Source organism: Kitasatospora sp. NPDC017646, assembly GCF_044329365.1.
Classification (GTDB): Bacteria; Actinomycetota; Actinomycetes; order Streptomycetales; family Streptomycetaceae; genus Kitasatospora.
The window spans coordinates 67,800-85,353 of sequence record NZ_JBIRJC010000023.1 but is presented as its reverse complement, the minus strand read 5'-3'; the positions used below and the strand labels follow the sequence as shown (position 1 = coordinate 85,353).

Sequence of the window (17,554 nt, the reverse complement as noted above, 5' to 3'; positions counted from 1 at the left end):
CGGGTCACACCCCGTCCGCGGTGGTCGCGTCGGCGTCGAGGGGACGGGCCCTGCGGGCGAGGACGAGCCAGCCGTCCGGGCCCCGGGTGCCGTGGATGTCGGCCAGGCCCGCCAGCAGGAAGGCGTAGGCGCCGCGCCGGGGAGCCCGCGGCTGCGCGGTGCCGTTCTCCCACTTGGCGAACGTCTCCCGCCGGGTCCGCAGCGCCTCGGCCACCTCGATCTGGGTCAGCCCGGCAGCCTTGCGCAGCCGCTCCCGCTCTGCCGGCTCCGGCAGGTCGCCGCCGTCCCGCGCCTTCGCCAGCAGCGCGTCCACCGCCGCGTAGATCTCGGACATCGCGCACCTCCCAACCTGAAAGATAACGCAGAACACCGCTCCAAGGTCAACATTCCTGACCACACATTCCTCTCACCGTTGGCCGCATACGACACTCAGCGGCTCCGTTCGAGGACCCTGCCGTGGAAGGCGGAGAGGTGGGGAGCCGTGCCCCTCCGTCGCTCGACGAGTCGGGCCGGGCCAGCGCTACCCGGCTGCTTCCGGTACGAACACCCCCCGTCGGGCGGACGGGACCGGACGGTCAGGTGATTTCACCGGCGCCGTGCCGTCCCAGCGCTCGCGCGCTTTCCTTCCCCGCTCCGCCACCCGGATGTCACGGCGAACGGGAAGACGACAAGGCGGAAGGGCCATGAGACGAACCGTCGGGTTTCCCGAAACCCGGACCCGGAATCACCACCGTTGTGCTCCAACACACGCGGGTCGTGTCAGGTTCCGAGTGGATCATCTGGAATGCTGTCCCAGTCCGCCGCCACGGCTTTGAGCGGCGGACATCCGCAGTACCGGGCGAGCCGCCCGGGAAGCCCACGGAAAGAACGGAACATCATGAAGCCATCTGTGCTTGTCGTGTCCACCGACCCCCAGGGGTCCGCGGTCGTCTGGGCCGAGCGGGTGGGGGACAACCTGCCCTTCGATTTCATGGCGGCGCACGACCAGGCCGAACAGCTGGTCCACCTCAAGAAGACCGGCGCGAAGATCCATGTGATCGCCAACCAGAAGGGCGGCGTCGGCAAGACCACCACCACGGTCAACCTGGCGGCGTGCACCTTCGACGTCCTCGGCGCCAAGAACGAGTACGAGCACATCTTCATCGACACGCCGGGCACCCTGGCCGACGAGGAGATCCTGCGCCGGGCGCTGGAGATCGCGGACGACGTCCTGGTCCCGATGATCACCGAGCCGCTGTGCTTCGACCCCACGGCGCGGACCATCCAGAAGGTCATCGAGCCGATGGACATCCCGTACCGGGTCGTCGTCAACAACTGGGACCCCCGGGACGGCCGTGCCGACCTGGAGGACACCGAGGCGTACATCGCCGCGCGGGGATGGCCGCGCGCCAAGACCGTCCTGCGCCGGTACAAGATCCACTCCCGGGCGGTGGCCGAGGGAACGGTCGTCACCCAGTACAAGGAGAGCGGCACGGCCTACCGGGCCCGCGAGGACTTCTTCCGGCTGTCCCTCGAACTCGGGTACGGGGGTCGCTGATGGCCGGCCGTCGTGTCTCCTTCGCCTCGATGGCCGCCGACCCGGTCGTCGACACCCCGGGGGTGGACCGCACCAACGACACCCCGGCGCGGTGGATCCCCACCGCCAACTGCCTCCCCAACCCGCGCAACCCGCGTGACGAGCTGGGCGATCTCTCCGACCTGGCGAGCATCAAGGACCGCCAGCTGCAGAGCTGCCTCGCCGTCAGCCCGGCCGCCTACCTGCGGCTGTGGCCGGAGGACCGGCATGCGCTGGGCGCCGGCCCGGAGGACGTCGTCATCGTCAACGGCAACCGCCGCCGGGCCGCCGCGCAGCTGTACGGGCGCGAGCAACTGCTGGTCGTCGTCGACGACTCGGTGGCCGAGTCCAAGGCGACCCTGCTGCGGGCGGCGCTCGACGAGAACATGGCGCGCAAGGACTTCGACCCGATCGAGGAGGCCAACGCGGTCCTGCTCATCGTGGCGCAGTACCCGACCGCCAAGGAGGCCGCCGAGGCGGAGGGCTGGTCCCAGAGCTGGATCTCGCACCGCAAGAACCTGCTGAAGCTCCACCCCGAACTGCAGCGCCAGGTACGGGCCAAGGCGCGCGGCGAGGAGGGCGTCTCCATCAACGTCGCCCGGCGGCTCGGGTCGGTGAAGGGCATCGAGGAGATGTCCCTGGCCGAGCAGACGGCGGAGCTGGAGCAACTGCTCCAGGCCGACGCCGACGCCGTCGCCGCCAGGCGTGCGGCGAAGCTGGAGGCCAAGGTGGCGGCGAAGGCCCCCGCCGACGCGCCGGCCCCGCAGCCGACGGCCCCGCAGGCGGTTCAGCAGCCAACGGTTCAGCAGCAGCCGGCCCCGCAGGCGGTTCAGCAGCCGACGGTTCAGCAGCCCGCTGCGCCGTCTGCTCGGCCGCCCGCCGAGGCGGCTCCGACGCCCGCTGCCGACCGGTCGGAGCCGGAGCCTGCTCCCCGCAGCCCGCTGCCGACGAGCCCTGAACCGGCTCCGAGCGCCGACCGATTTTCCGCGGAAAATTCCGAGCCCCTCCCGATGCCGGAACAGCGCGCCGTCACCCCGTCGGACGAACAGCCGACGCCGACCGCCCCACAGACGGGCCTCAGCAGCGTCGACTGGCACAACGTCGAGGAACTGGCCGACGCCATCTGCCGCACCCTCTCGGCCGACGAGGCCTACCGCCTCGCGGACGCCCTGGCCAACCGCCTGCTGACGACCAACAGCTGACAACCTGCCCTGGTGCCCCTCCCCGCCCGTCCGGCGAGGAGGGGCGCCGGGCGTTTTCTGCCAGGTCGCCTTCTTCGAGTGGTCACTGCCCCGGAGTGGTCCCTGCCCCGGGGGCAGGCGGCGACGCGCCCCGTCGCGGTGTCGCGGGACCGCCGGTGAGACCGTCAGGACACCACGCCCTGGACGGGGGCGGCGACCTGCCGCAGCAGCGCCGCCGGGGAGGCGGTGACGGCGTACCAGGTGTTCTCGGTGTCGTCCGTGGCCGGGGCCCAGGCGGCGACCACGGGGAGTTCGCAGTGGTCACCGGGGACCAGTGGGGGGAGCGTCCAGGAGATGCCGTGGTGGTGGCCGAAGTCCACGCCCCAGGTGAGGGGCGAGCGGTCGTACACGTCGTCGATCATCGCGGCCCACCGGCTGGGGGCCTCGCCGGCGCTGCCGGCCCAGCAGATCGCCTCCTCGTCGTGGCCGCCGACGGTGAGCTTGGTGGTGTCGTCGTCGACGGTGATCGCCGCCAGGGCCTGACCGCCGTCCCAGCCCGCGTCCGCCTTGTCCGCAAGCCGCTCCGGCAGGCTCGCCGAGAACCGCACCCGGTCGAGCGGCGCACGGGCGTCGATGCGCCAGACAGCCGCCCGGCAGTCGGTCAGCGGCCCCCAGGTCCCGGGGTCGAGTTCGGCGTCGTACGGGGTCAGCAGCAGCTCGACGCGGGCCGCGGGAACGCTCCAACGGGCGACCGTGCGGCCGCCCGGCAGCGCGAACAGCTCATCCGGCCGCGGCGGGAGGGCCGTGTTGCCGACGGTGGTGGTGAAGAGCAGCGGGCCGAACGGCGTGTCGACGGCCGGGCGGTCGCCGGGGCGCAGGCGGGTCCGCGGGATGGTGGGGAGCAGCACCCGCCCCAGGGTAGCCGGGGGCCGCCGGCCGCACCCGGCGGCCGGGGAGCCGGCTGGTCACGGGGTGGTGCGCACCGGGAAACCGGTGGGACGGCCCTGGCTCTTCAGCCAGGTGAGCACCTGGCCGAGGGCCTCGACGGTCTGCTGGCGGTCGCCGCCGCCGTCGTGGAAGAGGACGGTCGGGCCGTTGCTGAGCTCCTTCTTGACGGTGTCGACGATGGCGGCCGTACCGGGCTTGGTGAAGTCCTTGGAGTCGACGTTCCAGCCGAGCGGGCGCATGCCGTTCGCGGCGGCGATGCGCCTGCTGTCGGGGGTGAAGGAGCCGCCGGGGGCCCGGTAGTACTGCACTTCCGCGCCGGTGCCCGCGGCCGCTTCATCGATCATCTTCTTCGCGTCCAGGATCTCCTTCTCCTGGTAGGCGACGGGCTTCTTGTCCATGGAGGTGTCGTGGTCCACGGTGTGGTCGCAGAGCCGGTGGCCGGCCGCGACGACCTGCTTGACCAGGTCGGGGTGGGCCTTGGCCTGCGGTCCGATCATGCAGAACGTCGCCTTCACGTCGTACTGCTTGAGGACGCCGAGGACCTTCGGGGTCCAGACGGGGTCGGGTCCGTCGTCGATGGTGATGTTGACGGCGTTGCCCCCGGCCTCGGAGGCGTGGGCTATGCCCTCGGGTACGCCGCCGGCCCCCTGCTGCGCACCGCCGCCGCTGCCGCTGCCCTGGGCGCCGTCCTGGCCGTTGTGGCCGCCGTCGGCGGTCGTGCCCCCCTCGTGTCCGGCGGTCGAGTGGGGAGCGGCGATCGACTCGGTGACGGTCGGAATCGCCCACGCGGCCGCCACCGTGACGACGACCGCCACGGCGACGGACGCCCATGAACGCTTGCGCTCGTTCCCCGTGCGCGCCTTGAAGTCCATCAACGACCACTCCCCCCGAACCCGCTGCTGCCTGCTCTCTGAGGTCCATGACGTCAGCGGGGTCGGAGGGGTTCCCCGGTTCCACGCGCGTAGCCCGCCGGTGACGAACCCGGGAAGTTTGTCGCCGGGACGACCGCGGACGTCAGCCGGCCAGGCCGGTGGGACCCGGGAATTCGACGCGGGAGCGGGAGTCGTCGCGCAGGGCGCCGGGGAGGTGCGAGGACGGAACGGCCCGCCGCCGCGACGACGGCTTCGAGGACTAGTGTTGCCGACGTGAAACGCCCCGGTTCCGGTCCTCAGCGTGCCGGTGCTCGCCGACCGGCCGACTGTTGAGGAGACTGAACGCCGTGACTGATGCGCGCGAGATCCTGGATTACCAGACCTTCGGCCGGGCGGTGCGCGAACTCGCGCAGACGATCGCCGACGACGGCTACGTGCCCGACCTCGTCCTCAGCATCGCCCGCGGCGGCGTGTTCGTGGCGGGCGGTCTGGCGTACGCACTGGACTGCAAGAACATCCACCTGGTGAACGTCGAGTTCTACACGGGCGTGGGCACCACCCTCGAAATGCCCGTCATGCTGGCGCCCGTCCCCGCCGCGATCGACTTCACCGACAAGAAGGTCCTGATCGCCGACGACGTCGCCGACACGGGCAAGACGCTGAGGCTGGTGCACGACTTCTGCCTCGACCACGTCGCCGAGGTCCGGTCCGCCGTCATCTACGAGAAGCCCCACTCCCTCGTGAAGTGCGAGTACGTGTGGAAGCGGACCGACGACTGGATCGAGTTCCCGTGGTCGTCGGAAGGCCCGGTCGTCCGGCGCGCCGGCCAGGTGCTCGACGCCTGACCGGAAGAGGACGCGGCAACGACCGCGACGCGGACGGACGCCCGCGCTCAGGAAGGACGTCCGCATGGGCGTCGCGGACGCAAGAACGCCCGCCAGAGGCGGTCGACGTCGGTGGGGGTGGCGTCGGTGCCGGAGCACCACAACCACACCGGTTCCGGGGTCGCGCCGCTGGGCGGGCGGTCGACCTCTCCTACGCAGGACGCGGTCCGAGCGCATCCGCTCCAGCACCTTCGCGGGCAGGTCCCCGAGCAGGAATGCCAGGTGGGGAACGTCGTAGGCCGCCGTGGGCGGCGAGCGCCGAGCAGGCGGCTGCAGGTGGCTGCGGGCGCAGGATCGCGGGATTTTGCCGGACGAAGTGCGGCTGCGTCGATATCGGGACCTCCGCGCATTCTTCGCCGGATGTGCTGGGGGTGTGGGCGAGCTCAGCTCTCCCGTGGTGGTGGGCGGTGTAGGCCCCCGCCCGGTTGGTTCCACCGGGCGGGGGGATCGGATAGGTGTTGTTCGAGGTCGGATCGTGGAGTGGTCGCTGCTGCGCTGTCCCGGCGGACATCATCGCGGGGCGGGCTGCAGGGACCTGTGGAAAGATGCTGGTGTCGTGCCCCGGCCCGATTGCGGCGGGCCGGGGCGCCAGATTATGCCGTTGGAGTTAGTTCTACTTCTCGCCGCGCTCGCCGCCGCGCTCGCCGCCGCGTCCGCCGAAGCCGAAGTCGTGGTGCACGACCCGGAAGCTGCCGACGACGCCGTCGTCGACCTCGACACCCTCGTGGACCCGCTTCGGGTGCACACCGTCGCTGGCGCTGTGCGGCCCGACGGTGGCGATGGGGGCGCCGTTGTCGCAGACCGCGCCGCTGAAGACCTCGACGGTCCGGTGGCTGTCGTTGCGGATGTTGAGCGACTTGGCGCCCAGGCCGCTGACCACGGTCATGCAGCCGAAGTCGTCGGCGGAGTACGACCGCTCGTTGACGTGGATGACGCCCCGGTGCTCGCGGTGCTCGCGGTGCTCGCGACGCTCGTGGCCCTCGTTCCCCTTGCCCTCGTTGCCCTTCGTGCCGCCGTCGAGCGGAGCCAGGGCGGGAACGGCCGCCGGGGCGGCCTTCTCAACGACCGGGGCCGCCTTCGTCACGGGCTCGGAAGCGGCCGACGCGTAGCTGATACCGGTCACGGCCACGGCCGCCGACGCCGCGAGGACAATGGCGGTGGTCATCTTGTTCATGGACCTTCTCCTGTTTCTGGACTGAATCGGCTTGGCGCCGACATGAATGAACGTACCGACCGCCTAAATGACTGTCATATCAGTCCGTGCCAAATGGCTGACGAGCAGGTCTAAATGAGTGTCAGGTAGGCCACCGGAACCGCTGCCGGAGCCGCTGCGGGACGGCCGACCGTGTGTTCCAAATCGCTTGGTCAGCAACAGAGTTGACGGACAGATCGCGGTTCTCCGGGCAGTACTTGACTCCTCCTCACTCATTCGGCCGATCTCGGTATTCCTCCGCGGAAGCGGGGCCGGAATGACGGTGGGGCAGATTGCTGGATCGGCCGGGCATGCCGAGACTGGATCGGCCGGACGTACCGAGGTTCGGGCGGCCCGCGGCGGGCCGGCCGGGCTCCGCCCAGGGGGGGCTCGGGCCTCCTTGGGAGTGGGCCCGAAGCGGCCAGATGGAGCTTGGCGGTCAGCCCGCCCCGGGAGCGGCCGGAGTGGCTGGCTACGTGCTGGGCAGCAGGGCCGAGAACCCCACCTTCCGAAACCTCATCGAGTGGCTGTCCAACCGAACGGGTGAAACCGGCGACGGCTACCCGCTGCCCGGCTGCCTCGCCCCCCAGGGCGTCCGCGACCGCCTCGAAGCCGGCCTGACGGCTGGGATCGAACAGGCTCTCGCCGCCTGCGCACTGGGTTCCGCTGCTTCATCGCCTCCGTGCGCGACCGGTTGGAGGACGCCTGGCCCGCGCCCGGGAGGTAATCGAAAAGTACCCGTTCGACCCGGGCTCGCCCGGAGGAAATCCGCTTGAACGGCGCACTCGAACAGCACCATCATCGGACGCCACCCGGTCGTGACGGAACCGCCAACTCACTCTGAGATGAGCCGACTTGGGCTGCGCCATCGGCTGCTTCGGCGCTTCCTCACGTCCACGCACCACTCTGCGTCTGGAGGATCTGTGGCCTGTCCCCCCGCCCCGGCGATCCACGTCCCACCCGCCCCGCGCGCGTCCGCGTCACGCGAGGAGACGAACGCGTGAGCACCACGACCACGGCGTCGGCCGGAGCCCCCGACGAGGAACTCCAGTGGCTCGCCGACGGCCGCCGCATCGCGGCGATCGAGGCGATCAGCGTCAGCGCCATGGCCCGCCGCCTGCCCGCACTCGTCGTCCGCGCCTTCCGCCTCGGCTGGCGCATCGACCGCGCCTCCGTCGCGCTGCTGCTGACCTGCCAGACCGTGTCCGCGGTGCTCGGCGCGGCAGGCCTGTTCGCGACGACCGGCACCATCTCGGCGCTGTTCGCCCCGGGCCGCCTCGACGACAAGCTCGCCCACGCGGCGCCGTCGATCCTGGTGATCGCGGCGGCGGCCGGCGCCCGGTCCCTGCTGGGCATCACGATCCGGACCGTCACCGTCCACCTGTCGCCGCGCATCTCCCGGGAGGCGGAGGCCGCGGTGCTGCGCGCCACCGTGGCGGCCGAACTGACCGCCTACGACCACGCCGGCTACAACGACGAGCTGGAGGCCGCCGACCGCGGCGCCGAGGTCTGCGTGGACATCGTCGGGGAGGCACAGAACCTGCTCGCCGCCCTCGCCTCGCTCCTCGGCGCGGCCGGCGTGCTGACCGTGCTCCACCCCGCCCTCCTGCCCCTGCTGGTGCTGGCGGCGCTGCCCCAGGGGATCGCGTCGGTGCACGCCGCCCGGGTGCAGTTCCTGGCGAACCGGGCCGCGATCGGCGACCGCCGGATCATGGCGAACCTGCGCTGGTACATCCACCTCAAGCGCAACGCCGACCAGGTCCGCTCCGACACCATGGGCGAGTTCCTGCTCGCCAAGTACGACCAGGTCGGCCGGCGGCTGGACGCCACGTCGCGGCGGGCGGCGCGGCAGAGCGCCCGGGTGTCGGTGATCGGGGCCGCCGCGTCCGGCCTGGGCACCGCCGTGGTGTGGGGGGCGATGCTGTGGCTGGTCAGCACCGGCCGGATGAGCCTGCCGCGCGGCGGCGCGGCGGTGTTCGCCCTCACCGCGGTCGGCACCAGCCTGCACGGCATCGTCGGTTACGGTGCGGACCTCTTCCGCACCGGCATGTACCTGGACGACTGGTCGAGCTTCCTCGACACCGCCGGCGGCCACCGCCCCGAACGCGGCACCGGAGCCCCCGAACCGCCGCGCCGGATCGCCGTGGAGGACCTCGCCTACGCCTACCCCGCCTCCGACCGCAAGGCGCTGGACGGGGTGAGCCTGCACGTCGAACGCGGCGAGATCCTCGCCCTGGTCGGGGAGAACGGATCCGGCAAGACCACCCTCTCCAAGCTCCTCGCGGGGCTCTACCTGCCCGACACCGGATCGGTGCGCTGGGACGGGCGCGACACCCGCGACCTGGACCCGCACGCCCTGTGGCGCCAGGTCGCCGTGGTCCCGCAGGACTACGCGCGCTGGCCGCTGACCTGCCGCGAGAACATCACGCTGGGCCAGCCCACCGCCGAGGGCGACGCGGCGGTGCTGCGCGCCGCCGACGCCTCCGGGGCGGCCGACGTCGTCGCCAAGCTCCGCCGCGGCCTGTCCACCCTGCTGGCGGTGGAGTGGATGGGCGGCGAGGAACTGTCCGGCGGCCAGTGGCAACGCCTCGCCATCGCCCGGGCGTTCCACCGCGAGGCCGGGCTCCTCGTCCTCGACGAGCCCACCGCCGCCCTCGACCCGCGCGCCGAGCACCGGATCTTCCAGAACCTGCGGGCCGTCGCCCGGGAACGGGCCGTCGTCCTCGTCACCCACCGGCTCACCAACGTGGCCGTCGCCGACCGGATCGTGGTCCTGGAAGACGGCAAGGTCCTCCAGGAGGGCACGTTCGCCGAGCTGGTGGCCGACGAGGGCGGCCGCTTCAGAGAGCTGTGGGACCTGCAGAACGAGCGCACCGGCGTGCCCGCCCAACGCAGCCTGCCGGTCCGGGAGAACAGGGAATCCCTCCAGTGATCGACTTCGACGTGCCGGTCGACCTGACCCTCCGCGAGTGCATCGAGCGGATCGGCGTCGGCGTGGTGGTCCGCGACGCCTCCGGCCGGGTCCTGATGATCCGCAGGGCTGCGCACGACGCCCTGCCCGGCCCGTGGGAGTACCCGGGCGGAGGACGGGAGAACGGAGAATCCGTACCGGCGGCCGCGGCGCGTGAGCTGGCCGAGCAGACCGGGCTCACCGGGTCGGCGCTGGAGTACGCGCGGCACCTGGACCTCATCGACCGGCGCGGCTCGCGAGTACGGCAGTTCGTCCTCACGACCGTCGTCCCGGAGGCGGCTGGCGCGAGGCCGACGAGAGCGCCCGGGAGAGCGCGGTACGCGAGTTCCGCGAGGAGGCCGGTATCGAGATCGGACGGCGGCGCCGTCCTTCTCGGGCTGCGCCGCAACACCAGCTACGCGGCCGGCCAGTGGCACCTCCCGGCCGGACACATGGAGCGGGGCGAGCCCATCACCCGTTCCACGGCGCGTGAGGCCGAGGAGGAACTCGGCATCGTCATCGCGGAGAACGATCTCGAACTCGTCCACACACTGCACCACCTTGACGCCGACGACGGCCGCAGCCGCCTCCAGCTCTTCTTCCGCCCCGCCCGCTACGACGGCGAGGTGCGCAACGCCGAGCCGCACAAGTGCGAGGAGCTACGCCGTTGGCCGGTCGACCGCCTACCGGCCGACACCGTGCCCTATACCGCCCACGCCCTCGCCGAGATCGCCCGCGGAAGCCGACTCTCCACCATCGGGTGGTCGCCCTGACCCCGCCCCCTCTCCCCTCACGACACAGAACGGCTGCGGCACCTCCGGTCCACCCTCGAAGGCCGTGGCCGTGATCGTCCTCGCCGAACTGCCATGCCTGCGTGTCATGGTCCTTGGTCCTCGACCGAACGCCCAACTCACCGTCGCACCGCATTCCGGCCGGCGGCGGAACAGTCACGGCACCGGTACCGGCTCCCACCATCGATGTCAGCAGCAGGTACTAACGTCCACAGCATGGGCTTCACCAGTGTGTGGGCGATCACCAGCCACCCCGACTCGTTCATTTCCGACCTGTCCCCCCGCTTGCTGCCCGCGATGAAAGCTGACCGGTCCCAGCCCCTCGCGCAACAACGGTGGCAGCTGTGGCAGCAGGAGCCACTGCCCGATTACCGCACGTGGTACAGGAGTTCAGGATTCACGGCGGCGGACGGTGCCGCAGTGGACTCGTTCCGGGAACTCACCGCTCCAGGGCTGAACGTCGACGACCTGTGCTCCGGCCTGGTCGATCCGGACTTCTCCGCCGTCGACGTCGTGTGGGCGGACCTGCCGGAGAAGGCACTGTTCGTCTCGGTCAAATCCAAGGATTACGCGGTCGCATCCTTCTTCCATGCCATCGGCCCCGCCCGCGCGGCTCTCCTACCCGGCTGGTGCGGCAACTTCGTCCTCACGTCAGCTCAGGTCCGTCAGACCCTGCCGCGCGTGGAGCGGGCTCTCGCCTTCACCCGGGACGAACGCTCCGCCGCCGACGCCCAGGACTGGCTGTACTACTCGCCCTCGGACGAGTGCGTCCTCGACGGCCCGCTGCGGTTGTGGCGCGCCGCCGCCGACAACGGGCTCGGCCTGTGCGGGCTGGCCGTACACGTCTCCTGATCCGCCTCGGCACCGACCCGAACGCCGTCGAGGTCCCCGAGCGCGGTCGTCTACTGATCCTGGTTGCCGGTGCCGAGGATCGCGCCGGAGGCCAACGGCCGGTTGAGCAGGGGCAGGTGGGTGCGCTCGGCCTCGGCGAACACGGCGGCGAAGCCCGTGTTGACGGCGTTCGCCGGGAACTGGACAGCGTCGAAGAGCGTGGCGTCGAGCGCCGCGCGCAGCGCCTCCTCGGAGGAGACGCTGACTCCGACCGCGCCCACCTCGCCGGAGGCCAGCGAGCCCTCAGGTCGTCGCGTCGCCCGGCAGGCAGGTTTCGCAGGTCCGCGGCCGTCCCATCTCGGCGCCGTTGAGCAGCCGCGCCCGGTCGCCGACCGGCAGTGTGTGGTCAGCTCCCCCGTGGTTCGGCCGATTCATTGGTGGCGATGGGACGGGCTTTGACTCCGCCCGGGCCGAGGAGCATCTCGAAGGCGTGGATCGCGGATCTACCGGCGGAGGAAGATGCCTTTTCCCTTCGCCGGCCACCACCACCAGCCGTTTCACCCGATGGACAGCACGTCGCGCAGCCCTTCCGCGAAGACCGGGTACGCGTAGTGGTCGGTACCGGCGCCCGGCATCTCAAGCTTCTTGAGCTGCCCGCTGACGATGTGCGAGACGAGCGGTACGGGCAGGGCGTCCGGCCAGAGGCCGGTCCGCTTGCCCTCGGAGAGCACCCGCCGGAAGGCGCCCGTGGATCCCCGCAGGTTCCGTCCGTTCGCCTTCAACTCCTCGGCGGCACACTCACCTTCGCCTTCGACGACCTGGAGCAGGATCTGCTGGGCACGGGGCGGGAGCCGGTCGTAGTACGAGCGGGCTCGCTCCGGTGTCCAGCGGTCGTCGGGCACCGCGGTCACGACGGCGGCCGGCATGGCGGCGAGGGCGAGCAGCTTCTCAAGGGCCTCAGGGGTCGGGTCCTCCACGGTGATCGTGATCTTCATGGCTGACACCATGGCATCTCGGAGCCTTGAACACAAATGATCCGATAAACGCGTGTCAGACGAAAAGAGGGACGCGCAACGATTCACCTGCCGCTGCTCTGTCGCAGCCCGTCGTGCTCCATTCGCTCGAGTAGCAGCTTGGACCGGTCCGAGTACGCGTACTCAGGCGGACCCCGCCGTGGCTGCCGGAGCATGGGGGCATGCGCCCGTGACAAATCCGAGGATCCGCTTCACCCCGTCGCCCCCGCCGTCCGGCTTGGCGGCTCACGTCGCGGCGGGACCAGGACCACACCACTACGGGCGACCGTCTGACGCCTTGCGCGGTCGGATGCTCGGTGCCACCACGCGGTGACGGCTCGGCTCCCCGCCCGGGTTCGACCATCGGCCACGGCAGACCGCTCCCTCGGAACTCCGCGAGCACGAGTGTGCGATCTACCTGGCGCCGGCCGACGAGCCGCTGACGTACCTGTTGTGGATCGACAAGGACGGCACACCGCTGGCGTGGAAGGCGAGCTGACGCAGCCGCAGGGCGGAGGGCGGAGGGCGGCGTGCGGAGGACGTCGTACGCCGGTGCTTCTCACGGAGGGCACGGCCTCCCGGCCGTGCCCGGGCCGTACCGGGAACTGGCGCATTCACAGCCCGGCGGGTGAACGTGCGCACCATGACGCGCCCTCACCCGATCGGGGCCGGTTTTCCCAGGCCCGACGCGGCTGTTCGGGCCGCGCGCAGGGCCGCTCTGGCCCGGGCCACGCCGCTGCGGGTGAACGGCTCGCCGCCGCCGACGGCGAGGGTGCGTGTGCCGAGGCCCGCGCAGGGGCGGCAGATGCCGGGGCGGGGAACGGGGTCGTGGCAGGAGGCGCACTCGGCGGCCCGTACGGCGGTCGGGGGCGGGAGTGGAGGTGGGGCCGGCGGCAGCTTGTGCTCCAGGCGGTAGCGGATCACCCCGGCCGCCGAATGCAGGGGGACGGGGAGCGCAGGCAGGAGCGCCTGGGCGAGGTCGGCGTGCGTCGCCCCGCGTTCGAGCCACTGGGCGACCAGCGGTGCGAGCGTCCGAGCCTCGGCCTCGCCGAGGCGCAGCCGCGGCTCAGGCCGGATCGCCCGGTACAGCGCGGCGACGGCCGCGCTGACCTGTTCGTCCGGTACGGCCTCGCCTTCACCTGCGCTGCCGGGGAGGGTGGTTGCTTTCGCCTGGTTCTTTACTACAGGGGCGCCAGCGCGGCCGGTGGCTCGTTCACCGGGTACCGGATGGGTGGTACTCGGTGACGTCGGCTGCGGGGTGTCGTAAACGTGGGCCTCGGTGCGGATAGTGCCGTCAGGCATGCGGACCTTCTCGATCCGGTAGAAGCCCGCGGCCGTCAGCTCCTTGAGGGCCTTGCGGATGGCGCCGCGCCCCTGGGTGCTGGTGTCGGCCATGTGCCGCCCGTCCTCGCGCCAGCCGTCGGGGCGGGAGAGGAGGTCCGCGAGCAAACCGCGCGCAGTGTAGGACAGCCGCCGAAACTGCAGGACGGCATTGGGAAGCACGGTGAAGTGGCGGGCGTGTTCTGTACGATGGATCTGCATCGGGAGTTGCTGCTCCTGGCGCCGGGCCCCGGGGTGTTGGTAGCGCCGCCGGGGCAACTGATTTTCCGTTTCCGTCACGGAACGTATCACGGCGCTCACGGCATCAAAAACGCCTCTGAGCAGCATGATTGAGGAAACGTCACTGCAGCTCATTCGGTGTCCGGACCTGCACGAATGAGTAGCCGTACTCATGCCACCGACAGGACGGAGCAGCGAGGCTCAAATGCGGCCCCGATCCGGCAACCATCTGCCACCCCGGGGTTCATCGCCTTCCCGATCCTCTCCTTCGCCGCAGCCGCCGTCGTTGCCTGGATCGGTACGGCCGTGAGCCTGCGCCAGGGGTCACGAAAGGCGCCGGCACTCGTCGCCGTCACCACCCTGGGCACTGCCGCCCTGGCCGTCGCCGGCGCCAACCGCGTCTTCCACGGCCTGCTGGACGCCCGCGTCCTCGGTCTCCTCGTCCCGCTCCTGTCGGTGAGCCCCGCCACCATGGCAGCCACCTTCGGCACCTTCGGCACCTCCGTCACCCTCAGGCCCAGGGCGGACCGCCCGTCCCCTCCGCCCACAACGCGAGCTCCCGCCGGTCGACGGCCCTGATCCCGACCTGGGCACAGAACGCGGCCGCCGCCTTCGTGAAGGAGCTGGTCGTCACCACGGCAGCCAGGTCGCAGCGGTGCACGTCACGATAGGTGCCGTTGACCTTCTGGACGTCCTGCGAACCCACGAAGGTCCGCGGCCCGTACCTCTTGGCCTGGATCAGGATCCGCTGCCCGGCGGGCGTCGTGGCCAGCACATCGGCCGCCAGGTCCCCGGCTCCGCCGACCACCGTCACCTTCGTACAGCCGTCCCGTCGGCACAGGTCCGCCAACGCGTGCTCGAACGCCTTCGGGCTCATCGTCAGGAACGGCCCGATGTGCCGCAACTGCGCCGCCCGCGCGTCCAACTCCCGCCGCCGCATGCGGACCCGCGAACGCAACACCGCCACACCCGTCCCCGCACCCACCACCAGCAACGCGGCCACCAGCGCCAAGTGCTGAACCAGCCAGTGCACGACGACCGAAACCACCGCGAGCCCGATCACCGCCGCGATCCCCACCAGCAGCGCGTTGTCCCCGGCCTGCCGCATCCGGCGGCCAGCACCGGACCGACGCCGCCGAACTGGCCTGCGAGCCACGGCATTCCCCCTCACACCCGGTATTCCGTGCGAGCGTAGAAGCCTCCGTCACCGGGGCGCCGGGCGGTGGCACCGAGTTGTCCGGATCTCGGCGACCGACGGCCAGTACCGAACTCCGGCCACCGGACCGAGCCGACGGCGGGGAGCCTCGCGAGGAGCCGAGCACTGGTGAGTGGCAGGTTCGCGATGGCGTCGTGCTGATCGGTGTCCCGCGTGGGGCGTATCAGTTCCTTGACGAGTAGGCCCATGAGAAGTCCGCGGCTCAGGGCCGGGTCGGTGTCGCATTCGACGGCGGCAGGACGGTTCTCCAGACTCCAGCCGCGCCTACGCCACGCAGGAAGACGCCCTGAACCTGACCGATTCCCCGTCCGTGATGACACGGGCCCTGCTGGCCATGGACACCGCCGCGTGCCTACGGGTCGCCGGAGACCGGACCGGTGCCGCCACGACGGCCGCGGGCGTGTGGGCCCGGCTGCCGCGCGGCTACCGGGAAGGCCTGATCCGGTCCCGAGCCCAGCTGCTGCGCCAGTAGCTCACCGGCCGCGCACACACCGCCCTTGGCGACGCCCTCGCCCGGAGACAGGACACAACGGGGTGCCGAAAATCCTCCCCGCACCTGCGGCGGTCAGTCCAGGGACCGGAGTTAGGAAGGCTGCGGCGTGGCGGCCGGGGTGGCCAGCAGTTCGTCCAGGACGACGCGGACGGCGGGGTACTGGGTGCCGCTGCGACGGGTGGCGGCGAAGACCGAGCGGGTCACGTGAACGGCCAGGGGGTGGAGCATCACCCCCGGGGGGATGTGCCGTACCGCCATCCGGGGGATGAGCGAGACGCCGATCCCGGCTGCCACCATGGCGAGGACCGCGGGGAAGTCCCCACACTCGGCGATGATCCGCGGGACGAAACCGGCGTTGCCGCAAGCCCGTTGGGACATCTCGAAGCACGTGGTGCGGTGCGGGGCACTGATCCAGGCGTGGTCGGCGAGGGTGGCGAGGTCGACCGGTTCGACGGCGTCCGCGCCTTCGTGGGGCCCGGTCGCAACGGGGAGGGCGACCACCACCGGGTCGGTGGCCAGCTCGTGGCGCTCGCAGCCCGGCGGCAGTGCCGCGGGCAGGAAGTCGTAGGCGTGCGCGACGGTGAGCTCCACCTCGCCGCGGCGCAGCGCGGTCAGGCCGTCCGACGGGTCCATCTCGGTCAGGCGCAGCCGCAGGCGGGTGCCGTGGCGCGCGGTGAGCCGGGTCCAGGCGGGTGGCAGCAGGGCGGCCATCGCGGACGGGAAGGCGGCGATCCGGACGGTGCCGGAGACCTCGGCACGCAGTGCGACGAGGTCCGCCTCGGCGGCCGCCATCTGGTCCAGCATCACCTCGGCGTGGGCCACCAGCACCCGGCCGGCCTCGGTCAGCCGCAGTTTGCGGCCGTCCCGTTCGAGGAGACGGGTACCGGCTTCCCGTTCCAGCGCAGTGAGTTGCTGTGAGACGGCCGGAGCCGTGAGCCGCAGCGCCTCGGCGGTGGCCGAGACGGTTCCGTAGCGGGCGAGGTTGTGGAGCAGGCGGAGCCTGCGCATCTCCATCACGGAAGCAGACCTTAGCAATTCGCGTAGAAAACCTACATGGACGTCTAATCGTTGGATCGGCAGACTCGGAGGCATCGCGGCGCACGCCGACAGGGCCCGATCCGGTGGCCCGCACCGGCGACGCGGACACGCGACGCACGCGCTCCAGCAGCGCACCGCAGCAGCACACACCAGCCGCCCGCACCAGCTCGTACCAGCTCGTACCAGAAGGAGCACCCCCATGCCGATGATCACCGTGGACATGCGCGAAGGCCGCACCCTGGAGCAGAAGCGGGCGCTCGTCCAGCGCCTGACCGACGCCTTCGTCGAGACCTGCGACTGCCCGCCGGACGGCGTCTGGGTCGTGCTGCGCGACGTGTCGACGGACAACTGGGCGATCGGCGGCCGGCTGCAGTCCGACGGTCCCGTCGAGGCGTAAGAGCTCCCGCCGAACCAGCAGAGCGACTTCCTCGTCGCGGGTGGGGGAAGGGCCCGCCCCTCCCGCACCCGCCGGGTTACACCACCAGCGGGGCGGCGCCGGCGGGACCGCACCGGCGCCCAAGCCGTGTAGGAACGGTGGGCACACCGGAAGGTCGACGAACACCGCCCTTCGAGGACTCTCCGCTCTCCGCCGTCGTGGTCAGGGCCCTCCGGTAGCCGTCTCTCCCGACCGGTGAGCGTCGCCATCGACGACCTCGCCGGGCGACTCCGCACGTCGCTCGCCACCGTCCAGTGGGTGACCACCGCCTACCTGCTGGCCCGGCTCCTCGCGCTGGGCCTGTTCCTCGCCGGGTCGGTGCTGTGCGCCGCGGTGTGGAACGCCCCGGGCCTGATCGCCTTCCGCGTCCTCCAGGGCGTCGGCGGTGGGATGATGACGGTGCTGTTGGCCACGCTGGTCATTCAGGCCGCGGTGGACGCAACCTCGGCAAGGTCATGTCGCCGATCACCGTGCCCACCGCCTTCGGGCCGCTTGAGGCCTGACCGAGCGACGGGGGACGGCGCGCGGACGGGCGGTCCGGCACGGGCCGGCCCCAGGGGATGAGGGTGAGAGGCGGTCGACGTGGCGCGGGCG

Annotated in this window: 19 protein-coding genes and 3 pseudogenes; 12 read left to right on the top strand and 10 right to left on the bottom strand. The window is 71.5% G+C overall.

Annotated elements, in window-relative coordinates:
* Window positions 1-4: 4 nt before the first annotated feature.
* Window positions 5-334, bottom strand: coding sequence for a helix-turn-helix domain-containing protein (locus tag ACH4J0_RS29430; protein WP_396243653.1), 330 nt, complete (start codon window positions 332-334; stop codon window positions 5-7).
* Window positions 335-970: 636 nt separating this feature from the next.
* On the opposite strand from ACH4J0_RS29430, the gene ACH4J0_RS29425 reads away from it, so the two are divergent.
* Both ACH4J0_RS29425 and ACH4J0_RS29420 read left to right on the top strand, forming a co-directional pair.
* Window positions 971-1,537, top strand: a complete 567-nt coding sequence (locus ACH4J0_RS29425; RefSeq protein WP_396243672.1) for a ParA family protein — start codon at window positions 971-973, stop codon at window positions 1,535-1,537.
* Window positions 1,537-2,757, top strand: coding sequence for a ParB/RepB/Spo0J family partition protein (locus ACH4J0_RS29420; RefSeq protein WP_396243652.1), 1,221 nt, complete (start codon window positions 1,537-1,539; stop codon window positions 2,755-2,757). The genes ACH4J0_RS29425 and ACH4J0_RS29420 overlap by 1 nt, the downstream gene beginning before the upstream one ends.
* 164 nt (window positions 2,758-2,921) lie before the next feature.
* Here the strand turns inward: ACH4J0_RS29420 and ACH4J0_RS29415 are convergent, their stop codons facing one another.
* Window positions 2,922-3,644: a hypothetical protein gene (locus ACH4J0_RS29415; protein WP_396243651.1), complete on the bottom strand. Its 723-nt coding sequence runs from the start codon at window positions 3,642-3,644 to the stop codon at window positions 2,922-2,924.
* Window positions 3,645-3,701: 57 nt separating this feature from the next.
* The gene (locus ACH4J0_RS29410) at window positions 3,702-4,556 is read right to left on the bottom strand and encodes a polysaccharide deacetylase family protein (protein ID WP_396243650.1); all 855 of its coding nucleotides are present in this window, start codon (window positions 4,554-4,556) and stop codon (window positions 3,702-3,704) included.
* A gap of 347 nt (window positions 4,557-4,903) precedes the next feature.
* On the opposite strand from ACH4J0_RS29410, the gene ACH4J0_RS29405 reads away from it, so the two are divergent.
* The gene (locus tag ACH4J0_RS29405) at window positions 4,904-5,401 is read left to right on the top strand and encodes a phosphoribosyltransferase (protein ID WP_396243649.1); all 498 of its coding nucleotides are present in this window, start codon (window positions 4,904-4,906) and stop codon (window positions 5,399-5,401) included.
* 77 nt (window positions 5,402-5,478) lie between these two features.
* Here the strand turns inward: ACH4J0_RS29405 and ACH4J0_RS29400 are convergent.
* Both ACH4J0_RS29400 and ACH4J0_RS29395 read right to left on the bottom strand, forming a co-directional pair.
* Window positions 5,479-5,683, bottom strand: a pseudogene (locus ACH4J0_RS29400) (hypothetical protein); the annotation flags it as partial.
* Between the two features lie 370 nt (window positions 5,684-6,053).
* Entirely contained in the window at window positions 6,054-6,614 is a 561-nt protein-coding gene (locus tag ACH4J0_RS29395) for a hypothetical protein (RefSeq protein ID WP_396243648.1), read from the bottom strand.
* Window positions 6,615-7,632: 1,018 nt separating this feature from the next.
* Here ACH4J0_RS29395 and ACH4J0_RS29390 point away from each other — a divergent pair.
* From ACH4J0_RS29390 to ACH4J0_RS29370, 5 genes and pseudogenes are all read left to right on the top strand, one after another.
* Window positions 7,633-9,564 carry an ABC transporter ATP-binding protein gene (locus ACH4J0_RS29390; protein ID WP_396243647.1) on the top strand — a complete coding sequence of 644 codons (1,932 nt, stop codon included), beginning with the start codon at window positions 7,633-7,635 and terminating at the stop codon, window positions 9,562-9,564.
* A pseudogene (locus ACH4J0_RS29385) lies at window positions 9,483-9,812 on the top strand (NUDIX hydrolase); the annotation flags it as partial. The gene ACH4J0_RS29390 and the pseudogene ACH4J0_RS29385, both read left to right, overlap by 82 nt.
* A 95-nt stretch (window positions 9,813-9,907) precedes the next feature.
* Window positions 9,908-10,075 (top strand): annotated as a pseudogene (locus ACH4J0_RS29380) (hypothetical protein); the annotation flags it as partial.
* A complete protein-coding gene (locus ACH4J0_RS29375) occupies window positions 10,035-10,355 on the top strand; it encodes an NUDIX domain-containing protein (RefSeq protein ID WP_396243671.1) in 321 nt (106 codons plus the stop codon). The pseudogene ACH4J0_RS29380 and the gene ACH4J0_RS29375, both read left to right, overlap by 41 nt.
* A 438-nt stretch (window positions 10,356-10,793) precedes the next feature.
* A complete protein-coding gene (locus ACH4J0_RS29370; RefSeq protein WP_396243646.1) occupies window positions 10,794-11,225 on the top strand; it encodes a hypothetical protein in 432 nt (143 codons plus the stop codon).
* A 50-nt stretch (window positions 11,226-11,275) separates the two neighbouring features.
* On the opposite strand, the gene ACH4J0_RS29365 is transcribed toward ACH4J0_RS29370, so the two are convergent.
* The 3 genes from ACH4J0_RS29365 to ACH4J0_RS29355 all read right to left on the bottom strand — a co-directional run bounded on the left by ACH4J0_RS29365 (window position 11,276) and on the right by ACH4J0_RS29355 (window position 13,666).
* The gene (locus tag ACH4J0_RS29365) at window positions 11,276-11,485 is read right to left on the bottom strand and encodes a hypothetical protein (protein WP_396243645.1); all 210 of its coding nucleotides are present in this window, start codon (window positions 11,483-11,485) and stop codon (window positions 11,276-11,278) included.
* 276 nt (window positions 11,486-11,761) lie between these two features.
* Window positions 11,762-12,199: a hypothetical protein gene (locus ACH4J0_RS29360; protein WP_396243644.1), complete on the bottom strand. Its 438-nt coding sequence runs from the start codon at window positions 12,197-12,199 to the stop codon at window positions 11,762-11,764.
* Window positions 12,200-12,871: 672 nt separating this feature from the next.
* A complete protein-coding gene (locus tag ACH4J0_RS29355; protein WP_396243643.1) occupies window positions 12,872-13,666 on the bottom strand; it encodes a hypothetical protein in 795 nt (264 codons plus the stop codon).
* A 267-nt stretch (window positions 13,667-13,933) separates the two neighbouring features.
* Between ACH4J0_RS29355 and ACH4J0_RS29350 the strand changes: the two genes are divergently transcribed.
* Window positions 13,934-14,356 (top strand): hypothetical protein, encoded by a 423-nt coding sequence (locus tag ACH4J0_RS29350; RefSeq protein ID WP_396243642.1) that lies wholly within the window; start codon window positions 13,934-13,936, stop codon window positions 14,354-14,356.
* On the opposite strand, the gene ACH4J0_RS29345 is transcribed toward ACH4J0_RS29350, so the two are convergent.
* Window positions 14,289-14,885 carry a restriction endonuclease gene (locus tag ACH4J0_RS29345; RefSeq protein WP_396243641.1) on the bottom strand — a complete coding sequence of 199 codons (597 nt, stop codon included), beginning with the start codon at window positions 14,883-14,885 and terminating at the stop codon, window positions 14,289-14,291. The two genes, ACH4J0_RS29350 and ACH4J0_RS29345, sit on opposite strands and share 68 nt — an antisense overlap.
* A 421-nt stretch (window positions 14,886-15,306) precedes the next feature.
* On the opposite strand from ACH4J0_RS29345, the gene ACH4J0_RS29340 reads away from it, so the two are divergent.
* Window positions 15,307-15,465: a hypothetical protein gene (locus tag ACH4J0_RS29340; protein ID WP_396243640.1), complete on the top strand. Its 159-nt coding sequence runs from the start codon at window positions 15,307-15,309 to the stop codon at window positions 15,463-15,465.
* A 111-nt stretch (window positions 15,466-15,576) separates the two neighbouring features.
* Here the strand turns inward: ACH4J0_RS29340 and ACH4J0_RS29335 are convergent, their stop codons facing one another.
* Window positions 15,577-16,494, bottom strand: coding sequence for a LysR family transcriptional regulator (locus ACH4J0_RS29335; RefSeq protein ID WP_396243639.1), 918 nt, complete (start codon window positions 16,492-16,494; stop codon window positions 15,577-15,579).
* On the opposite strand from ACH4J0_RS29335, the gene ACH4J0_RS29330 reads away from it, so the two are divergent.
* Window positions 16,469-16,921: a 4-oxalocrotonate tautomerase family protein gene (locus tag ACH4J0_RS29330; RefSeq protein ID WP_396243638.1), complete on the top strand. Its 453-nt coding sequence runs from the start codon at window positions 16,469-16,471 to the stop codon at window positions 16,919-16,921. The genes ACH4J0_RS29335 and ACH4J0_RS29330 overlap by 26 nt on opposite strands.
* A 234-nt stretch (window positions 16,922-17,155) precedes the next feature.
* Window positions 17,156-17,524: a hypothetical protein gene (locus ACH4J0_RS29325; protein WP_396243637.1), complete on the top strand. Its 369-nt coding sequence runs from the start codon at window positions 17,156-17,158 to the stop codon at window positions 17,522-17,524.
* Window positions 17,525-17,554 lie beyond the last annotated feature (30 nt).